General features: G+C 70.5%; 20 protein-coding genes. 14 read left to right on the top strand and 6 right to left on the bottom strand.

Translation table 11 applies throughout. The features are described from left to right. The first annotated feature begins 140 nt into the window (after positions 1–140). From GTZ93_RS03315 to GTZ93_RS03305, 3 genes are all read left to right on the top strand, one after another. Positions 141–1,745 carry a serine/threonine-protein kinase gene (locus tag GTZ93_RS03315; RefSeq protein ID WP_139921579.1) on the top strand — a complete coding sequence of 535 codons (1,605 nt, stop codon included), beginning with the start codon at positions 141–143 and terminating at the stop codon, positions 1,743–1,745. A gap of 75 nt (positions 1,746–1,820) precedes the next feature. Further along, a complete protein-coding gene (locus GTZ93_RS03310; protein ID WP_121780150.1) occupies positions 1,821–2,675 on the top strand; it encodes an ATP-grasp domain-containing protein in 855 nt (284 codons plus the stop codon). An 89-nt stretch (positions 2,676–2,764) separates the two neighbouring features. After that, positions 2,765–3,304 (top strand): FHA domain-containing protein, encoded by a 540-nt coding sequence (locus tag GTZ93_RS03305; RefSeq protein ID WP_139921577.1) that lies wholly within the window; start codon positions 2,765–2,767, stop codon positions 3,302–3,304. A 129-nt stretch (positions 3,305–3,433) separates the two neighbouring features. Here the strand turns inward: GTZ93_RS03305 and GTZ93_RS03300 are convergent, their stop codons facing one another. Then, positions 3,434–4,156: a tetratricopeptide repeat protein gene (locus tag GTZ93_RS03300; RefSeq protein ID WP_139921575.1), complete on the bottom strand. Its 723-nt coding sequence runs from the start codon at positions 4,154–4,156 to the stop codon at positions 3,434–3,436. Further along, positions 4,125–5,657, bottom strand: a complete 1,533-nt coding sequence (locus GTZ93_RS03295) for a serine/threonine-protein kinase (protein WP_139921573.1) — start codon at positions 5,655–5,657, stop codon at positions 4,125–4,127. The genes GTZ93_RS03300 and GTZ93_RS03295 overlap by 32 nt, the downstream gene beginning before the upstream one ends. Positions 5,658–6,077: 420 nt before the next feature. On the opposite strand from GTZ93_RS03295, the gene GTZ93_RS03290 reads away from it, so the two are divergent. The 5 genes from GTZ93_RS03290 to GTZ93_RS03270 all read left to right on the top strand — a co-directional run bounded on the left by GTZ93_RS03290 (position 6,078) and on the right by GTZ93_RS03270 (position 10,706). After that, positions 6,078–6,515: a host attachment protein gene (locus GTZ93_RS03290; protein WP_121758303.1), complete on the top strand. Its 438-nt coding sequence runs from the start codon at positions 6,078–6,080 to the stop codon at positions 6,513–6,515. A 78-nt stretch (positions 6,516–6,593) separates the two neighbouring features. After that, positions 6,594–8,486 carry a methyl-accepting chemotaxis protein gene (locus GTZ93_RS03285; RefSeq protein WP_139919082.1) on the top strand — a complete coding sequence of 631 codons (1,893 nt, stop codon included), beginning with the start codon at positions 6,594–6,596 and terminating at the stop codon, positions 8,484–8,486. Between the two features lie 13 nt (positions 8,487–8,499). Continuing rightward, positions 8,500–9,099, top strand: a complete 600-nt coding sequence (locus GTZ93_RS03280) for an HAD family hydrolase (protein ID WP_139919083.1) — start codon at positions 8,500–8,502, stop codon at positions 9,097–9,099. Positions 9,100–9,198: 99 nt separating this feature from the next. Next, complete coding sequence (locus GTZ93_RS03275; RefSeq protein ID WP_315967309.1) at positions 9,199–9,477, top strand: helix-turn-helix domain-containing protein; 279 nt, start codon at positions 9,199–9,201, stop codon at positions 9,475–9,477. Further along, positions 9,474–10,706, top strand: coding sequence for a type II toxin-antitoxin system HipA family toxin (locus GTZ93_RS03270; RefSeq protein WP_139919084.1), 1,233 nt, complete (start codon positions 9,474–9,476; stop codon positions 10,704–10,706). Before GTZ93_RS03275 ends, GTZ93_RS03270 begins: the two co-directional genes overlap by 4 nt. 5 nt (positions 10,707–10,711) lie before the next feature. Here GTZ93_RS03270 and GTZ93_RS03265 read toward each other — a convergent pair whose 3' ends face one another. Together GTZ93_RS03265 and GTZ93_RS03260 are read right to left on the bottom strand one after the other, a co-directional pair. Continuing rightward, positions 10,712–11,362: a glutathione S-transferase family protein gene (locus GTZ93_RS03265; RefSeq protein ID WP_120578148.1), complete on the bottom strand. Its 651-nt coding sequence runs from the start codon at positions 11,360–11,362 to the stop codon at positions 10,712–10,714. Between the two features lie 38 nt (positions 11,363–11,400). Continuing rightward, positions 11,401–12,012: an adenylate/guanylate cyclase domain-containing protein gene (locus GTZ93_RS03260; protein ID WP_139919085.1), complete on the bottom strand. Its 612-nt coding sequence runs from the start codon at positions 12,010–12,012 to the stop codon at positions 11,401–11,403. 305 nt (positions 12,013–12,317) lie between these two features. Between GTZ93_RS03260 and GTZ93_RS03255 the strand changes: the two genes are divergently transcribed. After that, positions 12,318–13,157 (top strand): hypothetical protein, encoded by an 840-nt coding sequence (locus GTZ93_RS03255; protein WP_139919086.1) that lies wholly within the window; start codon positions 12,318–12,320, stop codon positions 13,155–13,157. Beyond that, complete coding sequence (locus GTZ93_RS03250) at positions 13,154–14,026, top strand: hypothetical protein (protein ID WP_139919087.1); 873 nt, start codon at positions 13,154–13,156, stop codon at positions 14,024–14,026. Before GTZ93_RS03255 ends, GTZ93_RS03250 begins: the two co-directional genes overlap by 4 nt. Here GTZ93_RS03250 and GTZ93_RS03245 read toward each other — a convergent pair. After that, positions 13,977–16,055 (bottom strand): S46 family peptidase, encoded by a 2,079-nt coding sequence (locus GTZ93_RS03245; RefSeq protein WP_139919088.1) that lies wholly within the window; start codon positions 16,053–16,055, stop codon positions 13,977–13,979. The genes GTZ93_RS03250 and GTZ93_RS03245 overlap by 50 nt on opposite strands. A 129-nt stretch (positions 16,056–16,184) precedes the next feature. Here GTZ93_RS03245 and GTZ93_RS03240 point away from each other — a divergent pair, with 129 nt between their 5' ends. Both GTZ93_RS03240 and GTZ93_RS03235 read left to right on the top strand, forming a co-directional pair. Further along, a complete protein-coding gene (locus GTZ93_RS03240; RefSeq protein WP_139919089.1) occupies positions 16,185–17,327 on the top strand; it encodes an esterase/lipase family protein in 1,143 nt (380 codons plus the stop codon). Positions 17,328–17,363: 36 nt separating this feature from the next. Then, positions 17,364–18,230, top strand: coding sequence for an N-acyl homoserine lactonase family protein (locus GTZ93_RS03235; protein ID WP_139919090.1), 867 nt, complete (start codon positions 17,364–17,366; stop codon positions 18,228–18,230). 3 nt (positions 18,231–18,233) lie between these two features. Here GTZ93_RS03235 and GTZ93_RS03230 read toward each other — a convergent pair whose 3' ends face one another. Beyond that, positions 18,234–18,764 carry a DUF4442 domain-containing protein gene (locus tag GTZ93_RS03230; protein ID WP_167547800.1) on the bottom strand — a complete coding sequence of 177 codons (531 nt, stop codon included), beginning with the start codon at positions 18,762–18,764 and terminating at the stop codon, positions 18,234–18,236. A 40-nt stretch (positions 18,765–18,804) separates the two neighbouring features. Here GTZ93_RS03230 and GTZ93_RS03225 point away from each other — a divergent pair, with 40 nt between their 5' ends. Further along, positions 18,805–20,175 (top strand): flavin monoamine oxidase family protein, encoded by a 1,371-nt coding sequence (locus tag GTZ93_RS03225; protein WP_139919091.1) that lies wholly within the window; start codon positions 18,805–18,807, stop codon positions 20,173–20,175. 163 nt (positions 20,176–20,338) lie between these two features. Continuing rightward, a complete protein-coding gene (dps, locus tag GTZ93_RS03220; protein ID WP_139919092.1) occupies positions 20,339–20,902 on the top strand; it encodes a DNA starvation/stationary phase protection protein Dps in 564 nt (187 codons plus the stop codon). Positions 20,903–20,965 lie beyond the last annotated feature (63 nt).

The raw sequence follows: 20,965 nt of genomic DNA, 5'->3' as shown, positions 1-20,965 counted from the left end.
TTCAGCGATACCTGACCCCTGAAGTCCACTTCGTGGGGCTCCAAGGGCCTTCCGTGTGGCGGAAGGTATGTTAGGAGCACACCCAACGTGTGGGGGAGCAGGCGGATGACGCGTCCTGCCACGTTCTAGAGTGGGGGGACATGATTACCCGGAATCCATCCAGCACCGTGTCGCGCTTCCTGGACTCGCATCTGCGGCGGGACGCGCAGGCCCGGGAGCTGTCCGTGGCGCGCTTCATGAGCATCCTGTCCGCCATCTGCGTGGTGGTGGCCGCGGCGCTGGGGCCCGCGATGGGCTGGGACCTGACGCTCGCGCTGATGGGGCTGTCCGCGGTGCTGTCGGGCTATTACGGCTGCATGTGGTGGGTGTTGCGCTCCGGCGCGTTCCACCCGGCCATCCCGTGGCTGAACGTCTTCATTGAAGTGAGCATCCCGGCGGTGGTGCTGGCGTTCGACCTGCACTTCAAGGGCCCCGTCTATGCGCTCACCGCGCCCACGCTGGTCATCTGGGGCACGCTGGTGACGCTGGCGGGCCTGCGCAGCAACCCGCGCCTGGGGCTGGCCGCGGGCGCGCTGGTGGCGGCGGAGTACCTGGGGCTCTACTTCGGCTTCGTGCGGCCGCTATTGCCGGAGGAGCCGCTCGTCACACTGGGACCGCTGTTCATCTGCGTGCGCGCGTTCTTCTTCGTGGCCACCGGCGCGCTGACGGCGACGCTGGCGCGGCACTTCCTGGAGCGCACGCGGAGCGCGCTCGCTGCGCTGCGCGAACAGGAGGTCATGGGCAAGTACGTGCTGCATGAGCGCGTGGGCGCGGGCGGCATGGCGGAGGTGTACCGGGCCACGTACTCGCCGGAGGGCGGCTTCGAGAAGCAGGTGGCCCTCAAGCGCATCCTGCCGTCGTACGCGGACGACGCGGCGTTCGTGACCATGTTCCGGCGCGAGGCGGAGCTGTGCTCGTCGCTCTACCACCCCAACATCGTCCAGGTGTTCGACCTGGGCCGCCACGGCGGCACCTACTTCCTGGCCATGGAGTACGTGGACGGGCTGCCCCTGAGCGCGCTGCTCAAGCCGCAGAACCGCCGGCCGCTGCCCGTGTCCGCCGCGACGTTCCTGGCCGCGGAGCTGGCGGGCGCTCTGGACTACCTGCACCGGCGCACCAGCGCGGACGGCGTGCCCCTGCGGCTGGTCCACCGCGACCTGAACCCGCCCAACATCCTGGTGTCTCGCATTGGCGAGGTGAAGCTGTCGGACTTCGGCATCGCGCGGGACGCGATGCGCGCGAACCTCACGGTGGCCGGCAGCGTGCGCGGCAAGCTGGGCTACATGGCGCCGGAGCAGGCCATGGGCAAGGACATCGACGGGAGAGCGGACCTCTTCGCCCTGGGGCTCACGCTGCATGAAGCCCTCACCGGCCGGCGCGCGCTGAGCGGCCACTCGGAGGAGGTGCTGCTGCGCGCGGCGGTGGACCAGGAGGTCGTCCCGCCCTCGCAGCTCAACCCCGCGGTGCCGCTGGCGTTGGACCTCATCGTCATGCAGCTGCTCCAGAAGGACCCGGAGAAGCGCACGCCCAACGGCGCGGCGCTGCGGCAGCAGCTGCTGGCGCTGGACGGCCCCGCGGCCCCCTTCCCTCACGGCCAGGGAGAGCTGGGGCGGGTGGCGCGCGAGGCGAAGGCGCTGACGGAGCAGCTGACGCAGGAGACCGTGGAGACGGCGGCCGTGGGGCCGTCCCTCGCGCGCCTGGCGTGACGCGGGGCGTGGCTGCACGGGGCACGGGAGCGCGTTAGAACGCGGCGCGTTTCCCGTCGCCTGGAGCCCGCCGCCTTGGACATCGCCGTCATCACCTACGCCGGACTGCCTCGGATGAACCCGCTGGACGCGCCGCTGGTGCCCGCGCTGCGGGCGCTGGGCCTGGACGCGCGGCCGGTCATCTGGGACGACCCCTCCGTGGACTGGAGCCGCGTCCGCGCGGCGGTGGTGCGCAACGCCTGGGACAGCCACCTGCGCCGCGAGGAGTTCCTCGCCTGGGCGGACCGCGTGGGCAGCGTCACGCGCCTGTTCAACCCCGCGGACGTGCTCCGGTGGAACACGCACAAGGGCTATCTGAAGACGCTGGAGGCGCGCGGCCTGCCGCTGACGCCCACCGTCTGGGTGCCGCCCGGCGGGACGCTGGATGTGGCGGCGACGGCGCGCGAGCGCGGCTGGGACGCGGTGGTGCTCAAGCCCGCGGTGGCGGCGGGCGGGCTCAAGGTCTTCATCGTCCGGCGCGAGCAGTGGGACGACGCGAGCGCGAAGGTGGCGGAGCTGGCGAAGGAGGGCGACGTGATGGTGCAGCCCTACCTGCGCGCCTTCGAGACGGAGGGCGAGCGCTCGTACATCTTCTTCAACGGCGTCTTCAGCCACGCGGTGCGCCGCCCGCCCACGCTGACCACCGCGCCCCGGGGCTTCGCGGAACCGCACGGCTTCACGCCGGACAACGCGGCGGAGCAGCAGCTGGCGCACGAGGTGATGGAGGCGTCCGGGGGCGCTCGGCTGCTGTACGCGCGCGTGGACGTGGCCACGGACAACGAAGGGCGCACCCGGCTGCAGGAGGTGGAGGTGACGGAGCCGTGCCTCTTCCTGCCCATGGACGCGGGCGCGGCGGAGCGGATGGCCAAGGCCGTCGTTGCCCGGTTGTAGCCTTTCGGGTGGGCCCATTCGCCCACTCGTGGACACCTGGGCGGCCGTCAGGGCGACGCGAAAGCGGCGGATGGGGTTATGAATGGGCCATGCGAGCCCTGTTGCTCTCGCTGCTCATCCGGCAGCACATGGCACTCAAAGAGAAGTTCAACGCCAAGTACCCGCACGCGTGGCTGGTGTGGGAGGCGGGCGCGTGGAACGTCCCCGAGGAGCAGAACGTGGCGGCCACGCGGCTGCCCATGATGGACCTGCGCGACTGCCTGCCCGCGGGCGACGCGCTGTGCTTCGAGCTGATGGGGGTGGCGGACCGCGGCCCCCTGAAGCTGGGGCGCGCGTCGCACAACACCTTCGTGGTGAATGACGCCACGGTGTCGCGCGAGCAGTTCGCCCTGCACCCCGCGCCGGACGGCGGCTGGAAGGTGGAGCGGCTGGCGCAGTCCCGGCCGGTGACGGTGAACGGCGAGGCGCTGGAGGCGGAACAACCGCGCCTCCTGAGCACGGGCGACGAGCTGAAGGTGGGCGACGTGCGCCTCACCTTCCACGACGCCCCGTCGTTCCACGCGCGCATCGGCCGCATCGCCGCGCAGGTGCTGGCGCAGGCCGCCACACCACCGTCGCCCCAGCGCTGATGCCAGTGCGGGCGGCCTCGCCGCGCTGATGCCAGTGCGGGCCGCCTCGCCGCGCTGAGGCCCGCGCGGGCTGCCTCGCCCGCGCCGCGGAAGCGTGTCGTGAACGTCCGGGCGGCTTTGGGAAGCCGCCTAACGCCCCACGGTGCCGAGCGTCGTGTCCCGGGGATTCGGCGCCGTGGCGAGCCACACCGCGCCGCCCGCGAGCAGCGCCACCGCGCCCGCGCCCGCCCAGACGTACCAGCGGCGCGTCCACGGCTTGGAGGCGCCCGCCTCCGTCTTCACGGACGCGTCCGGCACCTGCATGGCCAGGGCTTCCGAGGCCCCGTTCTTCTCCGGCGCGGCGGACGGATTCGCGGCGAGCCTCGCCTCGTTGGCGCGCGCCTCCGCCAGCGCCGCCTGCTCCCGCGCCTTCTGGAGCTCGCGGTCCCTGGCGAAGCGCTCGCGCTCCCGGCGCTGCTCCTCCTGGACGCGCGCCTTCGCGTCCATCTCCGCGACGAGCTCGCGCACCACGTCCGCGTTGGCCGGCTCCTCCTGCGACAGCGACAGGTAGCGCCGGTAGAAGAAGGACGCGCGCGACGGGTTGTTCAGCTGCCGGTGGCACTGCGCGATGTTGAAGAGGAACGCGGGCAGCGGCTTGAGGCGGTACGCCTCGCTGAAGGCCTTGAGCGCCCGGTCGAACTCGCCCAGGTCGTACGCCAGGTTGCCCTCGGAGAACTTCTCCCGCGCCGGGTCGTCCGCGGTGGTCGCCGTCGCCTCCGCCGCCACCACTGGGAACGGCGTCCCGAGCGCGAGCGCGAGCGCCAGGCACAGGGCCTTGGGCTCACTGCGACGCGAACGGATCAATGACCGCATCCCGGCTTCCTCCCTTGCGGCCCGGCGCACGCGCGGGGGCACGGCGCGGCCCCGCGCTCGCCTTCACGAGCGGTACGGACAGCTCCGCGGCGGCGGCACCCTGCTTCAGCTCCACCGCCCGCTCCAGCGGAACGTAGCCCGCGAGCTCCACGCGCAGCTGCGGCGGCACGGCCTTCCGGCTCAGCGCCTTCGTCAGCGGCGTGACGCCCAGCTCCTCGCCGGTGTCCACGCGCACCACCTTCGCGCCCGGCGGCGACGAGTGCACCGTGAGCGTCACTGGATCCGCCGCGCCCGCCACCGGCGTCCCCTCCGCGGCCAACTCCGTGACGGACGCCACCGCCACCGGATCCTGCCCGGCATGGGAGGCGCGCATCGAGTGCAGCCCCTTCCACGTGGTGATGCCGGACACCAGCGCGAGCGCCGCCAACCCCACGGACACCTGGAGCCGCCGGGAGCGCAGGAGGCCCGGCACCCGCATGCGCAGGGTGGGCCGCTCCGCCTCCTCCACCACCAGCGCCTCCGTGCGCGGCTCCGGAGCCGGCGCGGTGGGCATCAGGAGCAGCGCCGTGGTGACCTCCGCCAGCTGCTGGGGCCGGCCCTCCGGCTCCTTCGCCAGGCAGCGCATCACCAACTGCGCCAGCTCCGGCGGCACGCGCTCGCCCGAAGGCAGGTGCGACGGCAGCGGCGGCGGCGGCTGGGTGATGATCTGCACCACCAGCTGCCCGAAGGCCGACGCCTGGAAGGGCGGGTGGCCGGAGAGCATCTCGTAGAGGATGTTGCCCACCGCGTAGATGTCCGCGCGCCCGTCCACCGGCAGCCCCGCGGCCTGCTCCGGCGCCATGTACGCGGGCGTGCCGATGATGGTCCCGTCCAGCGTGCCGGTGAGGCTCACGCCCGTCTGCGTGGTGATGAGCTTCGCCACGCCGAAGTCCAACACCTTCACGAAGTCCCGCTGCCCGGAGCGCTGCGTGATGAAGAGGTTGTCCGGCTTGATGTCCCGGTGCACCACGCCCACCTGATGGGCCGCGCCCAGCGCCGCGCACACCTGCACGCCCATGCGCTGCACGCGCTCCAGCGTCAGCCCCTCTTCCTTCAAGAGCGCCGCCAGGCTCTGCCCGCGCAAGAGCTCCATCACGCAGTAGACATGCCCGTCGGGCGACTCGTCCACGAAGTCGAAGACCTCCACGATGTGCTCGTGGTTGATCTGATTGACGGTGCGCGCCTCCTGGAAGAAGCGCTGCACGAACGAGCTGTCCCGCGCGTGCTCCGGCTTGAGCACCTTGAGCGCCACCTGGCGCCCCAGCCGCACGTGCCGCGCCTGAAACACGCGGCCCATGGACCCTTCGCCCAGCAGCTTCTCCAGCTGGTAGTTGCCCAGCACCGCGCCTTCCTGCGCTTCCTGTCCGACCGGCGACATCACGACAGGCGCTCCGCCACCGTCGGTCACGGCGTCACCCGATTCGGACAGGACTGTGTGTGCGAAGAGGTCGTCGGTGCCCATGGGGGGATCAGGTTTCCATGCCCGGGCGACCCTGCAACCCACGGGAGGGCATCAATCGCGCGCGAAGCGGAAAAACTTTCGGCACGTGACGATTCACCCGCCGTGTACCGGATGGACGGGTGGCATGTACGGTGGCCACACACCTTGAGTCCACGGACATTGAAATACTTCTCCATACAGCCCACTCCCGTCCAAATCCCCCAGCGCGCGATGGTCGCCGCTTGGATGCGGCGGGTCAACGTGGGCGGAGGTCGTCAGGCACCGGGGGGCACGCAGAGTGTTCCCGTTCGTGTTCCCGCTGCGCGAAGGGGGCGGCGGGCGGGTCGCCTGGCCAGCGCGCGGAGGGGAGTCGGCTCGGTGGGGGAAGCTTGCCGGTGGGCGGGGGGGTCCGCATCCCTCAAGAGACAAGGAGGCGTGAAGATGGCGGACAAGAGGCTCTGGATCCTGGTGGCCAACGCGAGTCGCGCCCGGCTCTTCGCCACGGATGCGAAGGCGGAGAAGTGGGACCTCATCGAGCAGTTCCAGCATGACGAGAGCCGCACCAAGCCCGTCGAGCTGTTCAACCAGGCGGACAACCCCAACGCGGGCACGCTGCACGGCCCGGTGCCGGAGAACGACCCGAACGGCCGCAGGGAGCTGGAGCACGAGCGCTTCGCCCGGGAGCTGTCCGGGCGCCTGGACAAGGGGGTGGACTCGCACGCGTTCGACCAGCTGGTCATCGCGGCGCCTCCGGCCTTCCTGGGCATGCTCCGGGGGCTGCTCAGCACGCGCGTGAGGCAGCGGGTGCGGCTGGACCTGGACGCGGACTACTCCAGCCTGCCCGCGAGGGACCTGCCTGACCGGGTGCCGGTGCTGTAGGCGGCCAGCCGGACAGGGGGTTCGGGGCCCGGGTTCTGGTATAGGAATCCGGGTCCTCTTCTTTAGCGCCGGCGTGCCATGCCTTCTTTCATCCTGCCGTCCCTGACGCTGCGTGGGCGGCTGCTGCTGTACATGACCCTGGTGTCGTGCGTGCCGCTCCTGGCACTGACCGGCATGCAGGACAAGCTGATGCGCCAGCAGACGGAGGCGCAGATCCACACCTCCCTGCGCATGGAGGCGGAAGGGTTCAAGGACCTGCTGGAGTCCACCCTGGCGGAGCGCGAGGCGAGCGCTCACAGCTGGGCGGAGGACCCCGTCCTGCGGCAGGCGCTGCGCACGAAGGACCCCACCGCGAGCGACGCGATGCTGTCGCTCTTGCAGCGGCGCTACCTCACCCTCAACGGCATCGTGCTCTTCAGCGACGACGGCGCGGCGATCTCCGCCAGCACGTCCGAGCTGCGCAAGTCCTACGCCGGGAGCGCGGAAGCGGTGCGTCAGACGCCGTGGTTCCAGAAGGCGCAGGCCGGCACCACCACCGCCGAGGGCGTGGAAGCAGAAGACCCCATCTACAGAGTGCACGTGCTGCCGCTGGCGGTGCCGGTGATGGACGAGCGCGGCCAGCGGCTGGGCGTGCTGCTCGCCGCGTTCGACTGGGGACAGGTAGGAGAACTGGTGAAGCCCGCGCTCAACCGCGCCCAGCACCGCGGCCACGCCACCTTTTCGCTGGAGGTCCAGGGCGCGGACGGCCGGACGCTGTTCGACACGCGCAAGGGCGAGCACGACGACTCGGGCCGCGTGGCGGTGGTCGCGGTGAACGGCTCGGAGGTGCGCGACGTGGGGGACGGGTGGAGGTTCATCTCCCAGGTGGACCCCGCGGAGGCCTACGCGCCCCTCAACGGGATGCGCAGGCTGGTGCTGGGGCTGGCGGCCCTCTTCGTGGCGTCGGTGGGCCTGGGCTCGTGGGTGCTGGCGCGCGGCATCACCCGGCCGCTGCGCGCGCTCGGTGAGGTGGTCCGCCGCGTGGTGAAGGAGGGCGACCTCACGCAGGAGATGGAGGTGACGGCGGGGCGGGACGAGGTGGGCGAGCTGACGCAGGCCTTCGCGCAGATGATGAAGAACCTGCGCGAGACGGCGACCAGCCTCCAGGAGGGCACGCACGTCCTCAGCGAGACCGTGGCGGAGCTGAACCTCGCCTCCGAGGTCCAGGAGCGCAACGTGGCCCGTCAGGCCGCCGCGCTCCAGGAGACGCAGGTGACGGCGCAGGAGATCAAGCAGACGTCGCTCCTGGCCGCGGAGAAGGCGGAGACGGTGCTGGGCGTGGCGTCGCGCGCGGAGGAGGTGGGCCGCGCGGGCGAGGTCGCCATCCGCGACAGCCTGGGTGGCTTCCAGGGGCTGCACGAGCAGTCCGGTGAGATGGCCATGCGCATCGTGCAGCTCAACGAGCGCACGCAGCAGATTGGCGGCATCACCCAGACGGTGAAGGACCTGGCGGACCAGTCCAACATGCTCGCGCTCAACGCGGCCATCGAGGCGGTGCGCTCCGGCGAGCACGGCAAGGGCTTCAGCGTGGTGGCGCGCGAAATCCGCAACCTGGCGGACCAGTCCATCCAGGCCACGGAGAAGGTGCGCGACATCCTGGGGGACCTGGGCCACGCCATCATCTCCACGGCGAAGATGACGGAGCAGAGCCACTCCAGCGTCGCGGAAGGGCTGGAGCAGGTGCGCACCAGCGGCGAGCACCTGAAGGAGCTGGCCACCATCGTCCAGGACAACGCCGCGGCGGCGCGGCAGATCGCCGGAGCGGTGAACCAGCAGAACGCGGGCATCGCGCAGATCTTCAGCGCTGTGACGGATTTGTCCTCCATGATGACGGAGACGCAGACCAGCCTGAAGTCCACCACCGGCGCGGCGAAGCGGCTGCAGGAAGTCGCCAGCCAGATGGAAGGCGTCGCGCGCGCCTACCGCATCTGAAACAGGAGTCACCGTGTCCGCCGTGAAGGCCGTGTTGCTGGACCTGGGCAACGTGCTGGTGTTCCACGACAACTCGCTGCTCTTCGCGAGGCTCGCGGCGCGGGCGGGGTTGGAGCCGCAAGAGGCCGCGAGGCGGCTCACCGGCGCGGGCTGGACGGCGGCGAACCGGGGCCTGCTGGACGCGGAGGGCATCCGCAAGGACGTGTGCGGCGCGCTGGGCGTGGACCTGCCCATGGAGGAGTTCGCGCCCCTGTGGAGCAGCCACTTCAAGGTGCACGACGCGGTGCTGCCGCGCGTGGAGGGGCTGGCCGGGCGGGTGAAGCTGGTGCTGGTGTCCAACACCAACGCGCTGCACGTGGCCTGGCTGAAGCCCCTGCTGCCCGTGCTCCAGCGCTTCGACGCGCTGGTGATGAGCTGCGAGGTGGGGCACGTGAAGCCGGAGCCGGCCATCTACCAGCTCGCGCTCCTGAAGGCGGGCTGCGCGCCGCAAGAGGCCGCCTTCTTCGACGACCTGCCGGAGTTCGTGGACGCGGCCCGCGCGCTGGGACTGCGCGGGTACGTCTTCACGGATGCCCCTGCGTTCGACGCGCAGCTGAAGTCGCTGGGGCTGTGAGCCCCGAAGCGGATGGATTCTGAGTCCATCCGCTCGCATGGATATTGACGTGACGGCCTGTCATGCCGATACATTCCGGGCTGAAATCCATTCGAACGGATGGATTTTGGGAGTCCACGGCACATGGCTCGACCAGAAACCTCCTGGCTCCGTCCCCTCGCGGAGGCCGTCAGGGCACAACGCACGAAGCTTGGATTGACCCAGCAAGAGGTCAGCGTCCTGGCGGGTTGCGGACCTGTCTTCATCTACGACGTGGAGAGCGGCAAGAAGGCCACGCTGCGCCTGGACAAGCTCCTGGACGTCCTCCATGTCCTGGGACTCCAGCTGACGCTCGAGCCGGGCCAGCACCGCCTTCGGGTGAGCGAGCCGGCGTCATGATCCGCCCGACCGACATCGAGGTCGCGGAGGTGTGGCGCGAGTCCACCCACGTCGGCTCCATCACCCGAACCGCTCACGGCTCCAACTTCGAGTACGCGGCGGACTTCTTCGAGCAACACGCGGCAAGGCCTGGTGGCATCGCGGTCCACCTGCCCTATTCGAGACGTCGCACCGAGACCCTGGGCGCCAACCTCCACACCTACTTCGCGGGACTCCTTCCTGAAGGACTCCGGCTGCGGGTCCTCCTCCAGAACGTCAAGACGTCGGAAGACGACCTGCTCAGCCTGCTGGTGGCGGCGGGGGCCGATACCGTGGGGGACCTCTCCGTCGTTCCCCAGGGACAGACATTCCCGCGACCCGTCCCTCGCGGAGCGAAGTGGAAGCCCGAGTCCGTTCTCTTCACGGACCTCTTCGCCCAGAGCCTCCCGCGCCTGGGGACGGAGAACACCGAGCCGACGATTCCAGGCGTCCAGGAGAAGCTCTCCGCCTCCACCATCTCCTTCCCGGTGTCTTCGTCGGGGCAGCGTGACTACATCCTGAAGCTCAACCCGAGGGACAAGCCCGAACTCGTGCGCAACGAGCACTTCTTCATGGGCATGGCGAAGCAGTGCGGTTTGCGCGTCGCCACCACGCGGCTCGTCCATGACCGCGATGGGAACGACGGGCTGCTTGTCGAACGCTTTGATCGCAGCTGGGAGAAGGCGGAGAAGCGCCTGCGCCGCATCCACCAGGAGGACGCCTGTCAGTTCCTGGATCGCTACACCAGCGACAAGTACCGGCTCACCTGTGCGGCCATCGCCGAGGGTCTTCGCGAGACCTGCGCCGCGCCTGTTCCCGAGCTTGCGCGCTTCCTCCACCTCCTCGCGTTCAGCTACCTCATCGGGAACGGAGACCTGCACGCCAAGAACGTGAGCATCCTGGCGGAGGGGCCCGGCGGCGGTTTCCGTTTGTCACCCGCCTATGACCTGCTCACCACCCTGCCCTACGGCGATCACCGCATGGCCCTGAAGTTCGAAGGGCGCGACGACAACTTCCGGCGCGCGCACTTCATCTCCTTTGGCGAGCGCTACGGCGTGAACGCGAAGGCTGTCAGCGCCATGCTCGACAAGCTGTGCATCAGCGCGGAGCCCTGGATGGAGCGCCTGGAGGAGATTGGCTTCGACGCGCGCCGCACGGACTTCCTGCGGCGGACGATGCACAAGCGCCTTCAAGAGCTCCGAGCCCCGTAGCGCTCCTACCGGTAGCGCGCGAGCGGCGGCTCGCCGTGGGCGGCCTCCGTCCACTTGAGCATCGCGGGCAGGCCCAGCACCGCGTCGCGGTACGCGGCGGTCTCCGGGCGGAACGGGATGCCGTAGGTGACGAAGCGGGTGATGACGGGCGCGAAGAACGCGTCCGCGATGGAGAAGGCGCCGAAGAGGAAGGGCCCGCCCTTGCCATAGCGCTCGCGGCAGCCCGCCCACAGCGCCTGGACGCGCGCGATGTCCGCGTGCACGCCCGGCGCGTCCACCCCCGGCACCGTCTTGCGAGCGGTGAGGTCCATGGGGAGGTTCGTGCGCAGCGCCTGGAAGCCCGAGTGCATCTCCGACGTCACCGAGCGCGCCATCGCGCGCATCGCGCTGTCCGCGGGCCACAGCTTCGCTTCCGGGAAGGCCTCCGCCAGGTACTCGCAGATGGACAGTGAATCCCACACCACCGTGTCGCCGTGCTTGAGCACCGGCACCCGGCCGCTGGGCGAATGCAGCGCGATGAGTGCCGCCGTCTCCGGCGTGTCCAGCGGCACCAGCACCTCCCGGAACGGCTGGCCGGTGTGGGCCAGGGCCAGGTAGGGGCGCAGCGACCACGAGGAGTAGTTCTTGGAACCAACAACCAGGGTGAGCTCGGACATGGCGCGGCACCATACCGCCGCGCGTCCGGCAGTCAGCTTCAACCGTCCGCGCGCGCGCGCTTACGGCCCAGCAGTGAACGCACGCGCGACATGAGCGCCCGCTCGCCGCGGCCCTCCACCGGCGAGTCGATGCGGAACACCGCCACCGGCAGCCGGATGTTCTTCAATTCGTTGCGGCCCAGCTTCACCGGAGGCGCCTTCAGCCGTCCCTCCAACTGCGCGGCCACCGTCTCACTGACGTAGACGGTGCCCGGACGCGCCAGGGACTCGATGCGGGCCGCCAGGTTGACGCCCTCGCCGAAGATGTCGCCGTCGCGGTGCACCACCATGCCCAGGTGCGCGCCCGCGCGGACGGACATCCGACGCTCGGTGGGGACGGCGCGGTTGCGAGCATCCACGGCGTCGCGCCACTCCAGCGCGAAGGCCACCGCGGGCAGACCCGACTCGAACTCCAGGAGGAAGCCGCCCTCCTCCATCCGCTTCACTTCGCGGCCACCGTGCCGTGCGAGCAGCCCGCGCACCAGTTGGCCCTGCTCTTCATGCAGCGCTTGTTGTAGCGACTCATCCCGCCAGCGTTGACCTGCAGGGGCCTCCATGTCCGTGAACATGATGGCCGACATCGTCCGGGGCTCCGGGGCCTCCACCACCATCGTGCATCCTCCCTCCCCCCGGCGTGAGACGACCGAGATGCTACCGCACGTCGGGCGCCGACTCCCAACCACCCCGGGAAGGCGCCCGGACGGAGACGTTCCGGGGAACGCAACCGTGCGAAGACAGAGGCGGATTCAAGTCCGCATCCCCAAGGTAGCGACTTCCTGACGCGACGCACCAATCACCCGGTAGGTTCTGGACCAGGGTTGTCCTGCACCCGACGCGTCGCGGTGGGAGACGTCCAGTGCGAGTCAGGTGACGGGGGCGCGCAACGTCCGCGCCGGTCACGGAGGGCCCGCGGGCCATGATCCACTCAGACGAGAAGGTCCGGCAGATGGCGCGCTCGCTGTTGCCGTCGAAGAACCGGGAGGCCGCGCGCACCTCGCGCAAGCACATCCACCGCGCGGCCCGCAAGGAGGCCCGTCAGGAGCTGGCGGTGTGGATGAAGTCCGGAGACATGGAGCACGACCTGCCGCCCTTCGCGCCGTGGGAGCGCAAGGAGATCAGCGGGGAAGTGCGGTGGCGGCGCGGCGGCGACAAGGTGATGCCGTTCATCCGCTGGGCCACCGCTCGCACGCGTGAGCTGCGCAGGGAGGATCGCCTGAGCCACGTGCGGAGCCTGCTGCCCCCGGGCGTCATCGGAGAGCACGCGCTCGGCCACGTGGAGCACACGACCGCGTTCCGAGACCCTACCGAAGTCGAGTGGCGCGTTCTCCAATGGTCGCGCTCCGGACGCAAGGTGCACCGGATGGAGCGGGGGGAGATGGCCCAACTGCTGCGCGCGCTCCTCGCGGCGCCGGATGGCCACGCCACCTTCAACCGCTTCCTGCGCGAGCGACACACGTGGACACGGACCGTGAACGCCCAGGTCCCCGAGAACCGCAAGCTCGCGACGCTGCTGAAGCACCGCCCGCTGCTTGGCGTGCATGACGTGCTCCCCTTCCTGGACACGCTGGAACCCGCTGCGTGGGATCCGTACTTCAGGTGGGGCACCCTGACGCCGCCGCTGCACTGGGCGCGCCTGTTCCTCCAGCGATTCAAGGAACACCGCGGCTGCATCCCTTCCGTGCTGGCCGCGCTGGAAGCCGAAGGACTGATGGAGCGTGCCGTCCCAGCGCATCCGCGAGAGGCCCACGCGCGATGATCCACTCGAACGAGAAGGCGTTGCAGATGGCGCGCTCGCTGCTGCCGTCCACGGCCCGGCGACAGGCGCGCAAGGAGCGGACGGTCACGAACCGCGCCGCCCGCCGCGAAGCCCGGCTGGCGGTCGTGGCGTGGCTCCGCACCGGCGACCTGGACGCGGACGAGCCCGCGGAGGTCCCCTGGCGCAAGCACGAGATCGAGTTGATGGTGCTGGACCGGCGGAGGGCGGACAAGGTGAACCCCTTCGTCCGCTGGGCCGCCGCCCGCGTGCGCCGCATGCCCCATGATGCCCGCGAGGGCTACGTGCGCGGCATCCTGCCCAAGGGCGTCATCGGTAGGCACGCGTGGTCCCACCTGGAGCACACGCCCGCGTTCGAAGACACCGTGAAGCGCGAAGCACGCGCGCATCACTGGAAGCACCGGGAGCAGTTGGCCCGCAAGCGGGAACGCGATGAGGTGGCCTCGCTGCTGCGTGAGATCCTCGCCGCACCGGACGGCCACGCCACCTTCAACCAGTACCTGCGCGAGCACGCCACCTGGCGGCGCTCACCGTCCTCCAAGAAGGGATGGATTCCACGCACGCCCCCACTGCCTCACCGTCCGCTGCGCGGCGCGCACGACGTGAATGCCTTCGTGGACTCCCTCAAGCTTGATGGCCGGAGCGCGTACTGCTTCTCCTCGGAGACGATGGACGCGCCGGTGCGCTGGGTGCGCATCTTCCTGGAACGGTCCAAGGCGAACCTGGGAGACATCCCGGCCACGCTGGCCGCGCTGCGGGCGGAGGGATGGATGTCCCCCCGCCCCCTCGGGCAGCCCTGCTTCAGCGAGCCGGAGCCGCGGACGCCGCCTGCGCGCCCTTCAGCTCATTGACGACGCGGGTGGCACCGTAGACGTGCTCCAGCGCGGCCATGATGCCGTCGCCGTGCACCGCCACCGCGCGGTTCGTCTCCGGCACGTAGAGGTAGCGGCCTCCCAGCGACGGGAGGTTGCCGTCGAAGATGAGCCCCACCACCTGCCCGTCCCGGTTCACCACCGGAGAGCCGGAGTTGCCGCCGATGATGTCGTGGGTCGTCGCCATGTCCAGCGGCGTCGCGTCCGGCACCTTCCCCTTCGCCTTCACCCACGGCGCCGGCAGCTTGAAGGGCTCCTTGCCCGTGTCGCGCCCGTAAGCACCCCCGAACGTGGTCAGCGCCGGCACGGCCTTGCCGTTGTCCTCCCAGCCCTTCACCTGCCCGTAGTTGAGCCGCAGCGTGAACGTCGCGTCCGGAGCGCCCGCCGTGCCGTTCACCAGCAGGTACGCCTTCGCCAGCCGCTCGCCGTTGCGCTTGAGCACCGCCTCCACCGTGTCCTCGTAGCGCTTGCGCGACGCGCGCGTCTCCGCGTCCACCTTGCGCGCCAGGACGATCATCGGATCCTTCGACGCGTCCACCGCCGCCTTGCCGCCCTCCAGCAGCGCCTTGCGCACCTTCACGTCGCCCAGCTTGGAGCCCTTCACCAGCGCCTTCGCCAGGTCCGCCGGGGCCTCCTTCTCCAGCACCAGGCGCACGAACGGATCATCCGCGCCCAGCGTCTCGCGCAGCTTGTTGAAGCCGAACGTCAGCGTCAGCGTCTCCAGCTCCGCCGGGATGGGCGCCTCCCGCAGCAGCCGCTGCTTCAGCGTCGGCAGCTGGCCGTCCGTGTACTCGCGCAGGCGCTCCGCGTTGGCCTTGGGCAGCTCATCCGCCGCGCGCACCAGCGCCTGGGCGTAGGAGAACAGGTCGGAGCGGAACGCATCCCCCGCGCCCTTCATGCGGTGGTCGTTCGTCATCCGGCGCCACGCGTCCAGCGCCTGCGCCGTCTCCTCCCACATGCCCTGCGTCAGCGCCTTGGCCTGGGGGTTCGCGTCGATGCGCTTGCGCAGCTCCGCCTCCTCCTGCCGCTTGCGCGCGAGGACCGCGGGGTCCGCCAGCGTCTCCTGCCGGCCCTTCAGCGCCTTCAGTCCGTTCTCCACGCCGCGCAGGCTGGAGCGCGCCACGCGGAAGCGCTCCGGCGACGCGCTGGTGAACTCGCGCAGCGCGCCCCGCATCTCCGACAGCTGGAGCAGCGTCTGGGGCAGCGCCACGTCGCGCTGGAACTCCAGCTCCGCCACCGTGCTCTTGCGCTCCGTGCCGCCCGGGTGACCGGAGACGAAGACGAGGTCCCCCTCCTTCGCGCCCTCCTTGGCCCACGGCAGGTAGTCCGGGCTCTTGGCCGGCGCGTCGTCCTGCCACACGCGCACGAAGGACACGTCGTAGCCGTAGCGAGGGAAGTTGAAGTTGTCCGCGTCCCCGCCGAACGCCGCCATGGAGAACTCCGGCGCGAAGACGAGCCGCACGTCCTGGAAGCGGCGGTACTTGTAGAGCTGGTACTTGCCGCCGTTGTAGAGCGTGACCACGTCACACCGCACGTCCGCGCCGGTGGTGCACGCGGCCTCCACCGCGGCCATCTCCTTCTTGAGCGCGGTGTTGAAGGCGGCGCCGGTCAGGCTCTTCGTCGCCGCGTTCATCCGCTCGGTGACGTCCGTCATCTCCACCAGCTGGTTGGCTTCGACCTTGGGACAGCGCCGCTCCTCCTTCGCCGTCTTCGCCTGGAAGCCCTTCGCCAGCAGGTCGTCCTTCGCGGTCGTCAGCTCTTCGATGCAGCTGCGCACGCAGTGGTGGTTCGTCATCACCAGGCCGTCCGGCGACACGAAGCTGGCGGAGCAACCACCCGCGAGCCGCACGGAGCCCAGGCGCACCTTGTCCAGCCACGCCTGGGTCGGCTCGAAGCCGTAGGCCTTCTTCACCTGCGCGGCGGGAAAGGCATCGTAGGTCCACATGCCCTCTTCCGCCGCGGCGGGGAGGGACGACAGCAGGCCAAGCGCGAGCAGTCTGCGGTACACGGGGAGTCTTCCTTCGTGGGTAGGGGAAACGGGCGACCGTTTTGTCAATGCGTCCGGGCGCGCGTCAACCCCGTGGGACGCTGGGTATTCCAAGCCCATCCGGGGAGCGTGGGGTATGCTGGGCGACCCATGTCCGTGAAGCACCACGTCTACCTCGTCCCTGGTTTCTTCGGCTTCACCAACCTGGGCGAGCTCCTCTACTTCGGCCACGCGTACGAGTTCCTGAAGCAGGACCTCGCCCGCAGGGGAATCGACGCGGAGGTGGTGACGATCGTCTCGCACCCCACTGCCTCCATCCGCCAGCGCACCGCGGACCTGCTCAAGGCCGTGAGCGAGACAGCCTCCGGAGATGACGGCCCCATCCACCTGGTGGGCCACTCCACCGGCGGACTGGACGCCCGGCTGTTCGTCTCCCCCGGCGCGCAGGTGTCGGACGCGCTGGAGCTGGAGCCCTTCGCACGCCGCGTGCGCAGCGTCGTGACGCTGTCCGCGCCCCACGCGGGCACGCCGCTGGCCACGTTCTTCCTGGGCCTCTTCGGCCAGCAGCTCTTGAAGCTGTTGTCGCTGTTCACCATGTACGTGCTGCGCTTCGGCCGGCTGCCCCTGAGCGTGGTGTTCCGCTTCGGGCACCTGATGGCGCGAGCGGATGATCAGCTGGGGTGGAAGGCCACGCTGCTGGACCAGCTCTTCGACCAGCTCCTGGGCGACTTCTCCAGCGAGCGGCGCGACGCGGTGACGAAGTTCCTGTGGGACGTGGGCCGTGACACGTCGCTCATCCCCCAGCTCACGCCGGAGGGCATCGACCTGTTCAACGGCGGCACGCATGACCGGCCCGGCGTGCGCTACGGCTCCGTGGTGACGCAGGCCCGGCCGCCGTCCTTGCGCACGCGGCTGGCCGCGGGCCTGGACCCGTACGCGCAGCTCACGCACACCATCTACGCGTTCGTGTACGGCCAGACGCAGCGGATGCCGCTCACGCAGCTGCCCCTGCACACGCCCGCGCAGACGGCGGCGCTGGTGCAGGCCTACGGCGCCATGCCCGGCCCCACCGCGTGTGACGGCATCGTGCCCACGCGCTCACAGGTGTACGGCCGCGTGCTGGCGGCGGTGCGCGCGGACCACCTGGATGCCATTGGCCACTTCGACCAGCCAGCGCACCAGCCCCCGCACGTGGACTGGCTCATCTCCGGCTCCGGCTTCCGCCGCCCCCAGTTCGAGGCGATGTGGAAGACCATTGGCGACTTCCTCATGGAAGAGGAAGCGCCGCGCTAGCTTCTTCGCCTCGCTTCACCGCCCTGGAGCCGCGCCATGAAGACCCTTCGCTTGTGGTCCGCCTGTCTCACGCTCACTGCCTGTGCCAGCACGAACACCGCCTCGCGCACATCCCCGGAGGCCGCGCCCGGCGTGAAGCTCTACGCCATCCACTGCGGCCGCGTGGAGCTCGGCGACTCCGGCTTCATGGCGGACGACGGTTCGATGAAGGGCGTGCCCGCCGAGACCGTCGTTCCGTGCTACCTGATCCGCCATCCGAAGGGGGACCTGCTCTGGGACAGCGGCCTCTCTGAAAGCATCGCGGACATGCCGGACGGCATGCGCCCGCAGGGCCAGCCCGTGCACTTCGAGGTGAAGAAGAAGCTCACCGCCTCGCTCGGTGAGCTGGGGCTCTCACCGGCGGACATCGAGTTCGTGTCGTTCTCCCACCTGCACTTCGACCACGCGGGCAACGCCAACCTGTTCGCGGGCTCGACATGGCTCGTGGATGCGGAGGAGCGCGACGGCGCCTTCTCCGAACAGGCCCACCGGCGCGGGGAGGTCCCCCACTACAGCGCCCTGGAGCAGGCGAAGACCGTGCGCATCGAAGGTGACGCCCCCTACGACGTGTTCGGCGACGGCACCGTCTCCATCCACCAGGCGCCCGGGCACACTCCCGGCCATACCGTGCTGCTGGTGAAGACGGCGAAGTCCGGCGCCGTCCTGCTGACCGGCGACCTGTGGCCGCTGCGCGAGTCCCGCGAGCGGCAGCTGGTGCCGGTCTACAACGCCAGCCGCGAACAGACACTGGAGTCCATGAAGCGCGTGGAGGCGCTGGCGAAGGACACCCACGCCCGGGTCATCCGCGAGCACGTGCCCGAGGACTTCGCCGCGCTGCCCGCGTTCCCCACGCCGCTGGAGTAGGCCCTACCCGCGCTTGAACACGGCCAGGAAGCGCGATTCGGCGACGCACTGGCCGTCGGTACCCAGCAGGCGCACGGGAATCCACGCCTCCGCCTTGTCGCCCGTCGCGCGCAGCTCCGACGCGAGCTTCTGAAGCAGCTCATCCCCCGGCTCACACACCGCGCTCACCGCCGTCTTCGCCTTCGCGTGGAAGGCGACCTCCATGCGGTTGACCAGCATCTTGTATTGGCTGGGCGGGAAGCGGCGGAAGAGCATCACGCCCATCGTCAGCTCCATCACCGTCACCTGGGCGCCCAGGTACACGCTGCCCACGTGGTTCTTCGTCTTGCGGTTCAGCGGCACCGTCGCCTTCACGCGCGCGTCCGTCACCTCGTCCACGCGGTAGCCCATGGCCGCCGCCAACGGGACGATGTTCTTCACCGCCAACGTCGTCAGCGCGTTCGCCGCGCCCGGCGACACCTGCCGCACCTTCTCCACCATCTCCAACGCGAACATCCGGTCCTCCACCCTTCCCTGCTGACGTCCCGCGCGCATCCTAGCCACCCGGCGCTTCCGGCATAGAGTCCGCGGACCTATGGGTGACAACGCGGACGTGGTCGTCATCGGCGCGGGCGTCGCGGGACTCACCGCGGCCCGGGACATCGCTCGCACCGGAGCCACCGTCGCCGTGCTGGAGGCGCGCGACCGCGTGGGCGGCCGCACCCTCACCCGCGAGCTGGGTGGCGGGCTCGTGGACCTGGGCGGTCAGTGGGTGGGCCCCAAGCAGCGCCACGTGCTCAAGCTCGCGGATGGCCTGGGCCTCCAGCGCTTCCCCCAGCACCACCAGGGCACCAAGGTGCTGGAGCTGCGCGGCGAGCGCCGCACGTACCAGGGCAAGGTCCCGTCCCTGCCCCTCCTGTCGCTGTTGGATTTGCAGCGCATTGTCTGGAAGCTGGATGGACTGGCGAAGCGCGTCCCTCGTGAGAAGCCCGCCGCCGCGCTGAAGGCCGCCGAGTGGGACGCCCTCACCGTGGAGGACTGGAAGCAGCGCCACGTGCCCACCTGGGGCGCCCGCGCCGCGTTGGACATCGCCACCCGCGCGGTGTTCGCGGCGGAACCTTCCGAGTTGTCCTTCCTGCACTTCCTCTCCTACGTGCACTCCAACGGCGGCCTCATGCCGCTCACCGAAATCGAGGGCGGCGCCCAGGCGGAGCGCTTCGTGGGCGGGGCGCAATCCCTCTCACGGCGGCTGGCGGAGGCGCTTCCCGAGGGCCGCGTCGTCCTCTCCGCGCCCGTGAAGGCCCTGCTCCAGGACGCTCGCGGCGTCACCGCCACCACGGAGGATGGCCGGACCTTCCGCGCTCGCTACGCGGTGGTGGCCACTCCGCCCGCGCTCGCGGAGCGCATCGACTTTGGCGCGGACCTGCCGCCGGGTCGCCGCCGCGCGCACGCGGACATCCCCATGGGCAGCGTCATCAAGGTCGTGGCCACCTACGCCACGACCTTCTGGCGCGAAGCAGGCCTGTCCGGCGAGGCCGTCAGCGACGCGGGCCCGGTGCGCCTGTGCTTCGATGACTGCGGTCCCCACGGCCACCACCCCGCGCTCGTGGGCTTCTTCCTGGGCGACACCGCGCGCGCGTGGACCGGGCGCCCCGAGGAGGACATCCACCGCGCGGCGCTCGCGGACTTCGCGCGCTTCTTCGGCCCCCAGGCGCTGTCGCCCGTGGCCATCGCCGCGCTGGACTGGAAGCAGGAGGCGTTCAGCACCGGCTGCTACGTGGGCCTGCCCCGCCCCGGCACCCTCACCGCCATTGGCGACGCGCTTCGGGCGCCATTTGGCCGCGTGCACTGGGCGGGCACCGAGACGGCCATCGAAGGCTGCGGCTACCTGGACGGCGCGGTGGAGTCCGGCGAGCGCGCCGCCACGGAGGTCGCCGCCCGGCTGACCGCCCCCGACGCGGGCTGATCATCCACGACGCCCGGCCGCCCGCCCTTCGAGCCAGCCGGGCGGCCAGGCGACGCATGCCGCGCCATGGCCAAGGGCCCGGCCCATCCCCACCCTGTGGGAAGCGCCGAGACGTCATGCCGACGGCCTGCCGCGCGCACCCCACCAGCGAGGGACCAGGACCATGTACACGACCAGCCACGTGAACCTTCCCCAGGACGCGCGCGAAGAGCTCATCGACATGCTCAACACGCTGCTCGCCAACGCCATCGACCTGCACTGGCAGGTGAAGCAGGCCCACTGGAACATCCGGGGCACGCACTTCTACAGCCGGCACCTGCTCTTCGATGAAGTGGCCAAGCACGCGCGCAAGCACGCGGACTCCTACGCCGAGCGTTCGGGCGCGCTGGGCGGCTACGCCCAAGGCACCATCCGCCTGGCCACCAACAACAGCCAGCTGCCCGAATACGATCTGCAGGCCGTGGACGGCGAGGCCCACATCCGCGCGCTGGTCGAGCGCGTGGGCCGCTACGCCGCCGGCCTCCGCGACGGCATCAACAAGTCCGACGAGGTGAACGACCCCGTCACCGCGGACATCCTCACCCAGACCCTGGGCGAGACCGAGGAGGACCTCTGGTTCCTGGAGAGCCACCTCAACGGCGACGCGCGCGCGAGCGCCACCCTGCCCCCCAAGGGCGGCAACCGCCGGGGCCGTCAGGCCGAGGACATCAGCCAGGCCTCCACCTGACGCCTGACGCCACCCGCTTCCGCCTCCCTGGCAGGTTCTCCTGCGCGGGGAAGGCGGGGAGCG

Origin of the sequence: Corallococcus exiguus, from assembly GCF_009909105.1 — a bacterium.
Classification (GTDB): Bacteria; Myxococcota; Myxococcia; order Myxococcales; family Myxococcaceae; genus Corallococcus; species Corallococcus exiguus.
Note: the sequence above shows the minus strand (reverse complement) of the source record. Positions and strands in the feature narration are given on the sequence as shown.

What these genes read in the sequence shown, in the direction of transcription:
- dps (WP_139919092.1), top strand. Translation starts at nt 20,339, where the DNA reads ATGTACACGACCAGCCACGTGAACCTTCCCCAGGACGCGCGCGAAGAG.
- GTZ93_RS03230 (WP_167547800.1), bottom strand. Translation starts at nt 18,764, where the DNA reads ATGCGCGCGGGACGTCAGCAGGGAAGGGTGGAGGACCGGATGTTCGCG.
- GTZ93_RS03250 (WP_139919087.1), top strand. Translation starts at nt 13,154, where the DNA reads ATGATCCACTCGAACGAGAAGGCGTTGCAGATGGCGCGCTCGCTGCTG.
- GTZ93_RS03255 (WP_139919086.1), top strand. Translation starts at nt 12,318, where the DNA reads ATGATCCACTCAGACGAGAAGGTCCGGCAGATGGCGCGCTCGCTGTTG.
- GTZ93_RS03275 (WP_315967309.1), top strand. Translation starts at nt 9,199, where the DNA reads ATGGATTTTGGGAGTCCACGGCACATGGCTCGACCAGAAACCTCCTGG.
- GTZ93_RS03295 (WP_139921573.1), bottom strand. Translation starts at nt 5,657, where the DNA reads ATGGGCACCGACGACCTCTTCGCACACACAGTCCTGTCCGAATCGGGT.
- GTZ93_RS03315 (WP_139921579.1), top strand. Translation starts at nt 141, where the DNA reads ATGATTACCCGGAATCCATCCAGCACCGTGTCGCGCTTCCTGGACTCG.
- GTZ93_RS03305 (WP_139921577.1), top strand. Translation starts at nt 2,765, where the DNA reads ATGCGAGCCCTGTTGCTCTCGCTGCTCATCCGGCAGCACATGGCACTC.
- GTZ93_RS03260 (WP_139919085.1), bottom strand. Translation starts at nt 12,012, where the DNA reads ATGGTGGTGGAGGCCCCGGAGCCCCGGACGATGTCGGCCATCATGTTC.
- GTZ93_RS03240 (WP_139919089.1), top strand. Translation starts at nt 16,185, where the DNA reads ATGTCCGTGAAGCACCACGTCTACCTCGTCCCTGGTTTCTTCGGCTTC.
- GTZ93_RS03235 (WP_139919090.1), top strand. Translation starts at nt 17,364, where the DNA reads ATGAAGACCCTTCGCTTGTGGTCCGCCTGTCTCACGCTCACTGCCTGT.
- GTZ93_RS03285 (WP_139919082.1), top strand. Translation starts at nt 6,594, where the DNA reads ATGCCTTCTTTCATCCTGCCGTCCCTGACGCTGCGTGGGCGGCTGCTG.
- GTZ93_RS03290 (WP_121758303.1), top strand. Translation starts at nt 6,078, where the DNA reads ATGGCGGACAAGAGGCTCTGGATCCTGGTGGCCAACGCGAGTCGCGCC.
- GTZ93_RS03300 (WP_139921575.1), bottom strand. Translation starts at nt 4,156, where the DNA reads ATGCGGTCATTGATCCGTTCGCGTCGCAGTGAGCCCAAGGCCCTGTGC.
- GTZ93_RS03270 (WP_139919084.1), top strand. Translation starts at nt 9,474, where the DNA reads ATGATCCGCCCGACCGACATCGAGGTCGCGGAGGTGTGGCGCGAGTCC.
- GTZ93_RS03225 (WP_139919091.1), top strand. Translation starts at nt 18,805, where the DNA reads ATGGGTGACAACGCGGACGTGGTCGTCATCGGCGCGGGCGTCGCGGGA.
- GTZ93_RS03265 (WP_120578148.1), bottom strand. Translation starts at nt 11,362, where the DNA reads ATGTCCGAGCTCACCCTGGTTGTTGGTTCCAAGAACTACTCCTCGTGG.